General features: G+C 74.2%; 10 protein-coding genes. 5 read left to right on the top strand and 5 right to left on the bottom strand.

Going from position 1 to position 12,601, the window contains the following annotated elements; translation table 11 throughout:
- Positions 1-7: 7 nt before the first annotated feature.
- Positions 8-1,678 carry a phosphoenolpyruvate--protein phosphotransferase gene (gene ptsP / locus AC5WRL_RS02265; RefSeq protein ID WP_496086512.1) on the top strand — a complete coding sequence of 557 codons (1,671 nt, stop codon included), beginning with the start codon at positions 8-10 and terminating at the stop codon, positions 1,676-1,678.
- Between the two features lie 667 nt (positions 1,679-2,345).
- Here the strand turns inward: ptsP and AC5WRL_RS02260 are convergent.
- Both AC5WRL_RS02260 and AC5WRL_RS02255 read right to left on the bottom strand, forming a co-directional pair.
- Positions 2,346-3,236: a DUF8829 domain-containing protein gene (locus tag AC5WRL_RS02260; RefSeq protein WP_496086511.1), complete on the bottom strand. Its 891-nt coding sequence runs from the start codon at positions 3,234-3,236 to the stop codon at positions 2,346-2,348.
- 32 nt (positions 3,237-3,268) lie between these two features.
- Entirely contained in the window at positions 3,269-5,299 is a 2,031-nt protein-coding gene (locus AC5WRL_RS02255) for an acetoacetate--CoA ligase (RefSeq protein WP_496086510.1), read from the bottom strand.
- A gap of 201 nt (positions 5,300-5,500) precedes the next feature.
- Between AC5WRL_RS02255 and AC5WRL_RS02250 the strand changes: the two genes are divergently transcribed.
- Entirely contained in the window at positions 5,501-5,935 is a 435-nt protein-coding gene (locus AC5WRL_RS02250) for a hypothetical protein (protein WP_496086509.1), read from the top strand.
- A gap of 7 nt (positions 5,936-5,942) precedes the next feature.
- Here the strand turns inward: AC5WRL_RS02250 and AC5WRL_RS02245 are convergent, their stop codons facing one another.
- Entirely contained in the window at positions 5,943-7,139 is a 1,197-nt protein-coding gene (locus AC5WRL_RS02245; protein WP_496086508.1) for an acyl-CoA dehydrogenase family protein, read from the bottom strand.
- 165 nt (positions 7,140-7,304) lie between these two features.
- Here AC5WRL_RS02245 and AC5WRL_RS02240 point away from each other — a divergent pair, with 165 nt between their 5' ends.
- Complete coding sequence (locus AC5WRL_RS02240; RefSeq protein ID WP_496086507.1) at positions 7,305-8,099, top strand: phosphotransferase enzyme family protein; 795 nt, start codon at positions 7,305-7,307, stop codon at positions 8,097-8,099.
- Positions 8,100-8,103: 4 nt separating this feature from the next.
- On the opposite strand, the gene AC5WRL_RS02235 is transcribed toward AC5WRL_RS02240, so the two are convergent.
- Complete coding sequence (locus AC5WRL_RS02235) at positions 8,104-9,468, bottom strand: C39 family peptidase (RefSeq protein WP_496086794.1); 1,365 nt, start codon at positions 9,466-9,468, stop codon at positions 8,104-8,106.
- A gap of 153 nt (positions 9,469-9,621) precedes the next feature.
- Between AC5WRL_RS02235 and AC5WRL_RS02230 the strand changes: the two genes are divergently transcribed.
- The gene (locus AC5WRL_RS02230; protein ID WP_496086506.1) at positions 9,622-10,194 is read left to right on the top strand and encodes a uridine kinase family protein; all 573 of its coding nucleotides are present in this window, start codon (positions 9,622-9,624) and stop codon (positions 10,192-10,194) included.
- Between the two features lie 13 nt (positions 10,195-10,207).
- Positions 10,208-12,094, top strand: coding sequence for an AAA family ATPase (locus AC5WRL_RS02225; RefSeq protein WP_496086505.1), 1,887 nt, complete (start codon positions 10,208-10,210; stop codon positions 12,092-12,094).
- Here the strand turns inward: AC5WRL_RS02225 and AC5WRL_RS02220 are convergent.
- On the bottom strand, positions 12,091-12,600 hold the full coding sequence (locus tag AC5WRL_RS02220; protein ID WP_496086504.1) for a PH domain-containing protein: 510 nt from the start codon (positions 12,598-12,600) through the stop codon (positions 12,091-12,093). The genes AC5WRL_RS02225 and AC5WRL_RS02220 overlap by 4 nt on opposite strands.
- Between the last annotated feature and the right edge of the window lies 1 nt (position 12,601).

Here is a 12,601-nt window from a genome sequence, read left to right as displayed (position 1 = left end):
AGGTGTGATGGAGACAATGCTGCAGGGAGTCGGCGTCAGTCATGGCGTGGCCATCGGTGAGGTACGGCACATGGGCACCGCGGTGCTGGAGCCGCCGGCCGGGCAGGTGCCCGGGCAGGACACCGGGCACGAGACGGCGCGGGCCCGGCAGGCGGTGGACGCCGTGGCCGCGGACCTCGTCGCGCGCGGCAATCTCGCCGGTGGCGAGGCCCAGGCGGTCCTTGAGGCACAGGCTCTGATGGCGCAGGACCCGGAGCTGATGGCGGACGTGGAGCGCCGGGTGGCCGGCGGCAGCACCGCCGAGCGTGCGGTGTACGACGCGTTCGGCGCGTACCGGGAGCTGCTGGCCGCCGCGGGTGAGTATCTGGCCGGCCGGGTCGCCGACCTGGACGATGTACGCAACCGCATCGTGGCCCGGCTGCTGGGGGTGCCGATGCCCGGGGTGCCGGACAGCGACGAGCCGTTCGTGCTGGTGGCACGCGATCTGGCGCCGGCGGACACCGCGCTGCTCGATCCGGCGCTGGTGCTCGGCTTCATCACCGAGGAGGGCGGCCCGACCAGCCACAGCGCGATCCTGGCGCGGGCGCTGGGGGTGCCCGCCGTGGTGGCGCTGCCCGGCGTCGGGGAGCTGGCCGAGGGCACGGTCGTCGCGGTGGACGGCAGCACCGGGGAGATCACCGTGAACCCCAGCGGTGAGCAGCGGGCGGCGCTGGCGCGGGCGGCCGAGGAGCGCAAGGCCGCGGTGGCGGCGTCGACCGGCCCCGGGGCCACCTCGGACGGTCACAAGGTGCCGCTGCTGGCGAACATCGGCGGCCCGGCCGATGTGGCGGGCGCGCTGGAGGCCGGCGCGGAGGGCGTGGGCCTGTTCCGTACCGAGTTCCTGTTCCTGGACGACAGCGAGCGGGCGCCGTCGCTGGAGACCCAGACCGCCACCTACCGCCAGGTCCTTGAGGCGTTCCCCGAGGGCCGGGTGGTGGTGCGGGTGCTGGACGCCGGCGCGGACAAGCCGCTGGCCTTCCTCTCCCCGGGCGAGGAGCCCAACCCGGCACTCGGCGTCCGCGGACTGCGGACGCTGCTGGACCACCCCGAGGTGCTGGACACCCAGCTGCGGGCGCTGGCGCGGGCGGCCGAGGGGCTGCCGGTCTACCTTGAGGTGATGGCCCCGATGGTGGCCGACCGGGCGGACGCGAAGGCGTTCGCGGACGCGTGCCGCGCGGCGGGGCTGCGGGCGAAGTTCGGCGCGATGGTGGAGATCCCGTCGGCGGCGCTGCGGGCCCGCTCGGTGCTCCAGGAGGTGGAGTTCCTGTCGCTGGGCACCAACGACCTGGCGCAGTACACCTTCGCCGCCGACCGCCAGGTCGGGGCGGTCTCCCGGCTTCAGGACCCGTGGCAGCCGGCGCTGCTGGACCTGGTGGCGCTGTCCGCCGACGCGGCCAAGGCCGAGGGCAAGAGCTGCGGCGTGTGCGGCGAGGCGGCCTCCGACCCGCTGCTGGCCTGTGTGCTGACCGGCCTGGGCGTCACCAGCCTGTCGATGAGCGCCTCCGCCATCCCCTACGTCCGCGCCACCCTGGCCCGCCACACCCTGTCCCAGTGCGAACGGGCGGCGGCAGCCGCCCGGGCGGCCGAATCGGCGGAAGAGGCCCGTACGGCGGCCCAGGCCGCCCTGTCCGCCGACTGACTCCGTCGTGGAGCCGGTGCCCATCGGGCACCGGCTCCACGACGCGCCGCCTGCGGCGCGGCTGGTTCGGCCCCGGGCCGGAGAATTGCGTCCGGACCCCGGCCGCGAAGCCCGCACCGGCCCCGCTCCACATCGCACGAACCGACGCCTCCCCCCGGCCGATCGGCCGGGCCGGCGCCGAGGCCCTGCCCCATGGCGGACGACAGCGGCCGGTCCCAGGAGTCCCCCAGCGCTGGGCCGGGAGATGCCCGGACACGGGCAGGCCGATCGCCCGAGCCGACACCGGGGGAGCTGCCCGGCGGACAGCGCCGCTCAGGCTCGGGACTCCCCCGCGCTGCGGCCGGGAGGTGTCCCCGACCGCAGGCAACGGAACGGCCGACCCGGCATCCGGGCCCACCCGACAAGCGGCACCGCCCCGGCCCAGGACCCCGCCGGACCGGCGCCCCGTCCGCCTCTGCGGGGTTCGCGGGGTGGACCGGGCGGCACACCGTCACCCTGTGCCCCAGGTACCGGGAACCGACAGGTCCCGACCGGACCTGGCGGCGCCCGGGGGGCGGGCCGCGTCGGTCCGGTTCACCGCCACCTGTTGGCGGTGGGGGCGGGCATCGTCGTACTGGCCCCCGGGTGTCGCTTCCACGCCCCCCGGCGGCTCCGGGCCCGGGGGTTGCTATCCGCCCTCGCAGAGGATGGCCGGCAAGGCTGGGGCGTCGCGGTAGTCGACTCCGTGTTCGGGTGGGATCGGGTCGCCGGTCAGGGGGTCGGTGCAGTAGGCGCTGAAGACCTCGGGTTCGGTCAGCGGCACGACCTCACCGGCCTCAAGCCGCCAGCCCATCGCCTCCGTACGACCGCGCCGCGCCGTCGTCCGCAGGACCAGGCCACCGGGGGCACCGGTGGCCAGAGCCACCGCCAGCACCGCGCACAGCGCCAGCGTCGCCGCTTCGGTCGGCTCCGGGGCCGCGTCCAGCACGGCCGACAGCGGCACGCCCCGCACCAGCACCGTGCACACCACATGCCGGCGCTGCCCGCTCGTCCCGCCCGGCCCGCCCGGCCCGCCCGGCCCCGCCAGGAGCAGTGGCAGCACCCCGGCGGCCCGCCGGAACGCGCAGCGGGCCAGCGGCTCCCCGCAGCGCACACACCCGCCTGCCTCGCCCAGCACCGCCGTGGCCCGCTCCCAGCACCGCAACCGCTCGCGCTCCACCAGCAGTTCCGGCAGCAGCCCGCGCAGCGGGCGCCGCCCGGTGAAGGGCAGTGTGGCGCCGCGCGCCGCGTCCACCGCCGTGTACCGGGCCCGGCTCAGCGCGCTGTCCGGCTCCAGACGCTCCCGCGCGCACCACACCGCGAAGCCCTCCGGGTCGAACAGCGCCACCCGCACATGCCCCGCCTCACCCGCCAGCGTTCGCAGCAGCCGCTCGGTGTGCCGCAGATAGCCACCGTGGTCGGTGAAGCGGAAGCTCCGGTAGCGGCGCATCCGGGCAAAGCCCGCGGCGTCCGGGATCACCCCCACCGTGCCGGTGCTCTCCCGGCGGCCGACCGGCCGCCCGTTCCCGTGCCGTGCCATGATTCCCCCTTCAACGGATCAGAACCTTACGATCACCCACCGTAATCATCGCCACTGACAGTCGCCCGCTCGCGGGCCAGCCGCTCGAAGAACCGCAGCGCCGCCAGATCGTCCACCGACCCCGCGTTGACCGCCTTCTCCAGCGGCGTGCCCTGAAGCAGCCGCTTCACCGGCACCTCAAGCCGCTTCCCGGTCAGTGTGTGCGGCACGGCGTCGATCGCGAGGATCTCGTCGGGCACATGACGCGGACTCAGCTGCTCCCGGATGGTGCGCCGGATCACGGCCCGCAGTTCCTCGTCCAGCACCACCCCGTCCGCGAGCCGGACGAACAGCGGCATCCAGTACCCCCCGCCCGGCTCCTCCACCCCCAGCACCAGCGACTCCCTGATCTGCGGCAGCCGTTCCACCACCTCGTAGATGTCGGCCGACCCCATCCGTACCCCCTGCCGGTTCAGGGTCGAGTCGGACCGGCCATGGATGATGACGGTGTCGCGGGAGGTCAGGGTGATCCAGTCGCCGTGCCGCCACACCCCGGGATAGGTGTCGAAATAGCTCTCCCGGTACCTGGCGCCGTCCGGGTCGTTCCAGAACCGCAGCGGCATCGACGGCATCGGCGTCGTCACCACCAGTTCCCCCACCTCGTCCACCAGCGGCTTCCCCGCCGGGTCCCAGGAGCGCAGGTCGGTGCCCAGGCACGGCGCCTGCAACTCGCCCAGATACACCGGCAGCGTCGGCACCGCCCCCGCGAAGCAGCTGCACACATCGGTGCCGCCGCTGACCGAGGCGATCCACAGCCCCGGGTCCACCTCCTCGTGCAGCCAGCGGAACCCGTCGGGCGGCAGCGGCGATCCGGTGGTGGCCACGCAGCGGGTGGCGCTCAGCTCCAGGTCCCGGCCCGGCCGCACCCCGGCCTTGGCGCACGCCATCACATAGGCGGCGGAGGTGCCGAACAGCGTGGCCCGGGTCCGCTCGGCGATCCGCCACTGGGCATCGACGGACGGATGTCCGGGGCTGCCGTCGTACAGCACCACCGTGGTGCCGGTCAGCAGCCCGGATACCAGGAAGTTCCACATCATCCAGCCGGTGGAGGTGTACCAGAACAGCCGGTCGCCGGGCCCCAGATCGCAGTGCAGCCCCAGCTGCTTGAGGTGTTCCAGCAGGATGCCGCCCTGGGACTGCACGATCGCCTTGGGCAGCCCGGTGGTGCCCGAGGAGTACAGCACCCACAGCGGATGGTCGAACGGCACGGCCGTGAACTCCGGTTCCACCGCGTCCCCGGTCAGCTCCGCCCACTCCAGGGTGCCCTCGGGCGCCTCCGTGCCCAGCAGCGGCACATGGATCACCGCGCGCAGCGAGGGCAGTTCGCGGCGCAGTTCGGCGACCGCCGCCCGGCGGTCGTGCTCCTTGCCGCCGTACCGGTAGCCGTCCACGGTGATCAGCACCACCGGCTCCACCTGGGCGAACCGGTCCAGCACGCTGCGCGCCCCGAAGTCCGGTGCGCAGGAGGTCCATACGGCGCCCACCGCGGCACTCGCCAGCAGCGCCACGACGGCCTCGGGGATGTTGGGCAGATAGCCGCTGACCCGGTCCCCCGGCCGCACCCCGAGCCGGCGCAGCGCGGCGGCCAGCGAGCCCACCCGGTGGCGCAGTTGCTCCCAGCTGACCGGCTCGGGCCGCTGGCTCTCGTCCACCCGCAGCAGCGCCGGCTCCGCCGCCCGCCCCGGCTCCAGGCCGGCCCGCAGCGCGTGTTCGGCGTAGTTGAGGGTCGCCCCGGGGAACCAGCTCGCACCCGGCATCGCCGGATCGGCCAGTGCCCGCTGGTACGGGCTGTGGAAATCCACCGCGAACCAGTCGGCGACGGCCCGCCAGAAGGCGTCGAGCCCGGTCACCGACCAGCGGTGCAGCGCCGCGTATCCGGCGGCCGGATCATCCGGTACGGGGTCGGGCGCGCCGTATTGCTCGGCGGCGAAGACGTGGAAGCGGGTCAGGTGGGCGGCGGCGATCCGTTCGGGCGCCGGGCGCCACAGCGGTTCGGGGGCGGCGGGGTGGGTTTCGGTGGTCAAGGCGGCTCCCAGCAGGGGTGGTTGGGGGGTGGGTGGGCGTGAGGATGCCAGGTGATCGGCGGCGCCCCCACTCGCCGCGATCCAGTGTGATGAACGCCACAAACTCCCGTCGGGGTCCTGATCAACGCCGCGATTAACCGCGCTGACCGGCGGGAAGTGCTTGCTGTGGCCCAGGCCACCGCGCCGTCCGAGGGGGATGCCATGCGCTCCGTACCGACCACTGTCCACCGCATCGACGATGAACCCGATCTTCTGGAAGACGGCGATCCCGATGAGCCGGCCGAGCCGGCTGAAGGGGCCGCCGACCATCTCGACAGCTGGGCGGTACGCGTCTGGTGCCCGGAGTGCGCCCAGCCCGTCGCGCTGGCCGAGCGGGACCTGACGCTGCCCGAGCACGCCTGGTGCCCCACCCGGTGGCAGCCGTTCGGCCTCACCGTGTGCGCCGGCTCCGGGCGCCGGGTGGGCGGGGACGGGGACGGCGCCGTGGTGTTCCTGCCGGTGGAGCCGCCGGCCGGTCACCCGGGCCGGGTCGCGCTGCCGGAGGGCCTGCACTGGCGCCTCCAGCCGTTCTCGCACGCGACCGCGCCGGCCACCCGGGCGGGCCGGGTGACCGACCTGATGAGCCGGGCGGCCTGAACCGCGGCTAACCGCGCCGGCTGCCGCGGTCCTTGCCGCCGCCGATCAGCCGGCTGGCGATGACGGCGCGCTGAATCTGATTGGTGCCCTCCACGATCTGGAGCACCTTCGCCTCCCGCATATAGCGTTCGGCCGGGAAATCGGCGGTGTAGCCGTACCCGCCCATCAGCTGTACGGCGTCGGTGGTCACCCGCATCGCGGTGTCGGAGCAGAACAGCTTGGCCATCGCCGCCTGCCGGCCGAACGGCTCCCCCGCGTCCCGCAGCCGGGCCGCCGCCAGATACAGCGCCCGGCCCGCCTCGATCTGGGTGGCCAGGTCGGCGAGCATGAACCGCAGCCCCTGGAAGTCGGCGACGGGCTTGCCGAACTGCTGACGCCCCAGCACGAACTCCAGCGCGGCCGTCAGCGCCGCCTGGGCCACCCCGATGGCACAGGCGGCTATGCCCAGCCGCCCCGAGTCCAGCGCGGCCAGCGCCAGCCGCAGCCCCGCGCCCTCGTCGGCGAGCCGACGGGCATCCGGCACCCGCACCCCGTCGAAGTGCAGCTGGGCGGTCGGCGAACCGTTCATGCCCATCTTCCGCTCGGGGGCGGCGGCGCTGAGCCCGGCCGCGTCCCCCGGCACCAGGAACGCGGTGATCCCACCAGGCCCGTCCGCCCCGGTGCGGGCCATCACGGTGTAGAAGTCCGCGATGCCGCCATGGGTGATCCACGCCTTGGTGCCGGTCAGAATCCAGTCGTCGCCGTCCCGTACGGCCCGGGTCCGCAGACTCGCCGCATCGGACCCGGCGGCCGGCTCGGACAGCGCGTACGCCCCCAGCAGCCCCTCCCCCAGCATCGCCGGCAGCCACTCGGCGCGCTGCTCCTTGGTGCCGAAGCCGGCCAGCCCGTGACAGGCCAGGGTGTGCACGCTCACCCCGAGCCCCACCGTCAGCCGGGCCGCCGCCAGTTCCTCCAGCACCTGGAGATACACCTCGTACGGCTGCTCCCCGCCCCCGTACTCCTGCGGATACGGAAGGCCCAGCAGCCCGGTGCGCGACAGCTCACGGAACAGCGCGCGGGGAAAGACCCCGGCCGCCTCCTCCTCGTCCACGGCGGGCGCGATCTCGCGCTGGATCAGCTCCCGCACCAGATCGAGCAGATCGCGGGCTTCGGGGGTGGGCAGGGTTCGCCGTACCGGCTGAAGTCCCTCGGCGGAGATCGTCACGCGCTTTCCTCCCTGTGGGGCACCGGACAGCGCGCGATGCGTTTGCGGCGGCGCTGCCTCGGAGTCATCGGTCGGCCGGCCGCGGATGATCACCACGGTCCGGCGGTTGGGAGTATGCCCGAAACCCGCTCCCACGTCACCGGTGCGCCGTGCCACCCTGGCACCGTGTCCGATCATCAGGAAGAGCCACTGGCCGGGGGCAATGTCAGCGCCGGGGTGGTACGGGTGGGCGACACCGTACGGCGCCCAGCCGGCTTCTGGACCCCGGCGGTGCACGCGCTGCTGACTCATCTGCGCGAGCGCGGCTTCACCGCCGCTCCGCGCCCGCTGGGCATGGACGAACAGGGCCGGGAGGTACTGAGCCTGGCACCCGGGGAGTCGGTGTGGCCGCACCGCTTCGCCCTCGTGGAACCCACCGCCCGCCTCGCCCGGGTCGGCCGGCTGATCCGCGACCTCCACGATGCCGTCGCGGACTTCACCCCGCCACCGGGTGCCCGCTGGAACTCCCTCGTCCCGGACGTCGGCCACGAGATCATCGCCCACCACGATCTCGCCCCATGGAATCTGGTGGCGGAGGACGGCGACACCGGCCGCTGGACGTTCATCGACTGGGACAACGCCGCCCCCGGCAGCCGGCTGTGGGACCTCGCCTACGCCGCCCACGGATTCGTCCCGCTCATGGCGCACCCGCACTGGCGGCGCGGCGACCCCGAGGCGGCGACCCGGCTGCGGACCCTGGTGGACGCCTACGGACTCGACGAGGCCCGGCGGCGTGCCCTGGTGCCGCTGCTGGCGCCCCGGGCCCGCGCCATGCACGACTTCCTGCGCCGGCGGCACGCCGCCGGCGACCAGCCCTGGGCCGCCCTGTGGCGCGAGGGCCACGGCGAGGTCTGGTACGCCGACGCCGTGTACACCGAGCGGCGCGCGGAGCTGTGGCTCACCGCGCTGCTGGACGGCTGACCGCTCAGCACACCCCGACGGCCGCCAGGGCGCGGCGCTGGGCGGCGGTCGGGCGGGCCGGGAAGAGGACGTAGACCACCCCGCCGCTGCCGCCGCGCACCACGCCGTTCGCGTCCAGCCGCTTGGTCCGCAGCAGGATGTTCTCGAACTGCCGCCGCTTGTAGACCCGGCGCACCGCCGCGTTGCTGGGGCTGGCCGGGTCGTTGGCGATGACGTCGCCGTCCGCGGTGAAGCCGATCACGGTCATCAGATGGCCCGAGGTGCCGTAGCCGGCTCCGTCGAGCTCCGCCTGGTGGAAGGACTGCGAGGTGATGAGCGGAATGCCGGCCGCGATCAGCGTCTCGGCGTCCGCCAGCGAGGCGATCCGGGTGACCACGCCCTGCATGTCCGGGTAGGAGGCGGCATAGGCGGTGTTGAACGGCCAGTTGCCGCAGCCCTCGTACGCGTAGTCGTACGTGTACCGGGCGGCGTGGCACACCTGCGGATCGTCGTAGGCCGGGTTCACCCACGCCAGTTCCGCCGGGCTCGGCCCCTTGCCCCAGTATTCGAGGATCATGGTGGAGGAGGTCGGGCTGCACCATGCCTCGCCGCCGCCGTTGTACTCGGGGTAGCGGCCGATGTGGATGTTCTGCGAGCGGCGCGGTACCGGAAGTTCCGTCCCGGCGGCCGGACCCGGGACGCTGGCCGGCACCTCGAACCGGTCCGGCACGTCGGAGACCATCGCGCCGACCCGCCACACCACCGGGGTGACCGACAGTCCCGGTCTGCGGTGCAGCGTCACCCGCAGCCGGTAGCCGGAGATCCGCAGCGGCCCGTCGGTGTCGTTGATGGCCACCGTGTCGGTCCACACGCTGGACTTGCCGTCCCGCTGGCCGTTCAGCGAGGTACGCCGCAGGTCCGTGTCGCGCGAGGCCCACACCCCCAGCGTGTACCAGGGACTCTCGGTGCCGTCCGTGTAGGTGGCCAGCGCCTCGATCCGTACGAAGGTGCCGGCCGGGGTGTCCGTGTTCCACGAGGCGATCAGTTCACTGCCCGGGGTGCTCACCCGGTGCTCGGGAGAGAGCCAGACCGCGTGCTCCCAGGCCGAGGTGGTGCCGGTGTGCGGGTCGGTGTAGTCGACGGTGCCCTGGGAGCGCCGCAGCAGCACCCCGGAGCGGTCCCCGGACACCAGCGCGGTGCCCTGCGCGCTGCCCGAGCGCCAGTCGGCGGCCGAGGTCCAGGCGTGGTACTCGATGGTGGAGCCGGCCACGGTGCCGACGGCCGGGTCCTGGGCGCCGCGCCGGCCAGGTACGGCGGCTGCCGCCGCTCCGGTGGCGGTCGCGGTGGTGGCCGCCGCGGTCACGGCGGCGATGGCGGCGGCGGTCAGCACGGTACGGCGTGGCGTCTCGGTCACGGTGTGCCCTCCCGTTCGGGTCGCAGGATGCGGCCTCCCACTATCGCGGCTGCGGAAGCTGACGGCCAGTAACCCCGGGGCAACCGTGCGCGTCACTATTGGTTCCACCACTGGTACTACGCTGGAGTGATGCCCGCCTCCCCCACCCCCGCCCCGCCGGACCTGCGGGAACTCGCCGCCCGGCTGCGCGCCCTGCCGCCCTCGCTCGGCCCGGTGCGGCTGGTGGGCATCGACGGCTACGCGGGCTCCGGCAAGTCCACCCTGGCGGCCCGGCTGGCCACCGCCCTGGAGGACGCCCCGGTGATCCATCTGGACGACCTCGCCAGCCATGACGCGCTGTTCGGCTGGATGCCCCGGCTCACCGCGCAGATCCTGGACCCGCTGGCCCGGGGCGCCACCGCCCACTACGAGGTGTACGACTGGGAGCGGCGCGCCTACACCCGTACCACCGCCCTGCCGCCCGCCCCCGTGGTGCTGCTGGAGGGGGTGGGGGCGGGCCGCCGGGCGCTGCGCGGCCATCTCGCGCACCTCATCTGGCTGGCGGTCCCCCGGCAGCGCGCCTGGGCCGCCGGGCGGCGCCGGGACGGCCCCGCGCAGGCCGCCTTCTGGCGCGGCTGGGAGCCCGCCGAACGCCGGCACTTCGCCGATGATCCCTCCGAACCCGCGGCGGATATCCTGATGTCACCGAGGTGCGACAGCTGAGCGGTATCCGCGCATGGGGGTCGTCATGATGTCTGGCACGCAAGGCGTTCAGGGTCCGCACACCGGGGCCGATCTGGCCTGGCTGCGCGGCGTTGACGCGTACGCCGCCGCCGCCTATCCGGAGGCCGAGGAGGAGTTCCGCACCGCCGTACGGGAGGACCCGGGCATGGCGGACGCCTGGCTCGGGCTGCACGCGCTGCGCACCGAGGTGGCTCCGGCGCTGCTCCAGATGTACCGGCACCGGGCGCGGTTCGGCGAGCAGCGGGCCCGGCACGGCCGGCCGCTGAGCTCCTGGTACTGGCTGGGCTGGTGGGTGCAGCCGGTGCTGGAGACCGATCGCGATCTGCTGCTGGCGCACGCCTCGCAGTTGCTGGACAGTCATCGGCTGCCCGATCTGGACCGGGCGCTGGCCCAGTGCCCGGCGCCGGACACCGATGGGTACGCCCGCTTTCTGCACGCCTGCCGCTGCTATCTCACCCGGGACTGGGAGGGGCTCTACCGGCTCACCTCCACGCTGCTGGGCGATCCGCAACTGGGGGTGGAGGCGGGCCTGTTCGCCGGGATGGCGCGGGTGCGGCTCGAAATGTACGACCAGGCGGAGCAGTTGCTGGCGGCGGCCCTGATGCGCTGCCGCAGCGAGCAGCCGCAGCGCAAGGAGTTGCGGTACTGGCTGGCGCGGGCCCGCGAGGGCAGCGGGCGCAGCGCGGCGGCGATCCCGCTCTACCGGGCGGTGCATCAGGTGGACGCGGAGTTCATGGACACCGCCGAGCGGCTGACCGCGCTGGCGGTCGAGGACGCCGACACCGCGCAGTTGGCGCTGTCCCCGCACGGTCCGGCCGCGGCCCCGCTGCCGCTGCCGTCGCCGGGCCGGGCGGGCGAGGGGCGGCTGCTGCCCGCCGCGGCCGGTGAGGGGCGGGCGGCCGGCGCCCCGGGCCGCCCCGGGCCGGTGGGCGGGCACGGCCCGCAGCCCGTCACCGCCGGCCCCGGGCTGCCGCCGGCCCCCGATCCGGCGCTGCTGGCCGGCACCCTGGCCGAACTGGACCGGATGGTGGGCCTGGAGCCGGTGAAGGAGCAGGTACGGGCGATGTCCGCGCAGCTGCGGATGGCGCGGCTGCGCTCCGGGCAGGGGCTGCCGGTGCAGCCGCCCAAGCGGCACTTCGTCTTCTCCGGCCCCTCGGGCACCGGCAAGACCACGGTGGCCCGCATTCTGGGGCGGGTCTTCCACGCGCTGGGGCTGCTGAGCCATGACCGGCTGGTGGAGGCGCAGCGGGCCGATCTGGTGGGCGAGTTCCTGGGCCAGACGGCGGTGAAGGCCAATCGGCTGATCGATTCGGCGCTGGGCGGGGTGCTGTTCATCGATGAGGCGTACTCGCTGGTGCACTCCGGCTACAGCAAGGGCGACGCGTACGGGGACGAGGCGCTTCAGGTGCTGCTCAAGCGGGCCGAGGACAGCCGGGAGCATCTGGTGGTGATCCTGGCCGGCTATCCGCAGGGCATGGACCGGCTGCTGAACGCCAACCCGGGCCTGGGCTCGCGGTTTTCGGCCCGGGTGGAGTTCCCCAGCTACCGGCCGGTGGAACTGACGGCGATCGGGGAGCTGCTGGCGGCGGATCACGGCGATGTGTGGGATCCGGAGGCGCTGGAGGAACTGCGCAGCATCAGCGCGCATGTGGTGGCCGAGGGCTGGATCGACGAGCTGGGCAACGGCCGGTTCGTGCGCACCCTGTACGAGACGGGCTGCGCCTTCCGGGACATGCGGCTGTCGGAGTCGGCCACCACGCCGAACCGGCAGGAGCTGGCGACGCTGCGGCTGCCGGATCTGATGCAGGCGTACGGGGAGGTGCTGGCGTCCAGCGGACGGGGCCGCCCGGAAGGGGGCCGGCGCCCGCCGCTGTCCTAGCCGGGGCCCTGGCGGGTGTCGGCCGGGTTGCTGTGTGCCTCGACCAGGGCGCGCAGCGCGCGGGCGTCGGCCAGTGCACGCTCGCGGGCGAGCCCGGGCTGGATGCCCATGACGGCCAGCGTGGAGCCGTCGGCGAGGTCGAGGGTCACCCACGGATCGCCGGGCTTCAGCCCGACCCGTACGATCTCGGCCCAGGCCAGCCGCCGCCGGGTGGTGAGGTTGGTGACGGTCACCCCGGCCGGGTCGGCGAGCACCTTGGGGCGGCTGAGCACCGCGAGCACGCCCCAGGCGGCGATGCCGCTGCCGGCCACGGTGAACCGGTCCCCCAGGCCCCAGCTGCTGGCGCTGACCGGCACGATGAGGGCGATGACCAACAGCACGGTGAAGACCACCGCGCCGATGCTCATCAGGATGATCCGGGTGAGCAGCGGCCGGAACACCACGGGGAGCGCGGGCAGGGAGGGCGGGGCGGCGGTCACCGGGGTGTCCTTCTCGGTACGGGGCATG

Source organism: Streptomyces sp. NTD107, from assembly GCF_059510435.1.
This window is presented reverse-complemented; position numbering and strand designations above follow the sequence as displayed.

Coding starts and splice junctions, on each gene's coding strand:
- AC5WRL_RS02220 (WP_496086504.1), bottom strand. CDS start 12,600: ATGCCCCGTACCGAGAAGGACACCCCGGTGACCGCCGCCCCGCCCTCC.
- ptsP (WP_496086512.1), top strand. CDS start 8: ATGGAGACAATGCTGCAGGGAGTCGGCGTCAGTCATGGCGTGGCCATC.
- AC5WRL_RS02225 (WP_496086505.1), top strand. CDS start 10,208: ATGGGGGTCGTCATGATGTCTGGCACGCAAGGCGTTCAGGGTCCGCAC.
- AC5WRL_RS02230 (WP_496086506.1), top strand. CDS start 9,622: ATGCCCGCCTCCCCCACCCCCGCCCCGCCGGACCTGCGGGAACTCGCC.
- AC5WRL_RS02250 (WP_496086509.1), top strand. CDS start 5,501: ATGCGCTCCGTACCGACCACTGTCCACCGCATCGACGATGAACCCGAT.
- AC5WRL_RS02260 (WP_496086511.1), bottom strand. CDS start 3,236: ATGGCACGGCACGGGAACGGGCGGCCGGTCGGCCGCCGGGAGAGCACC.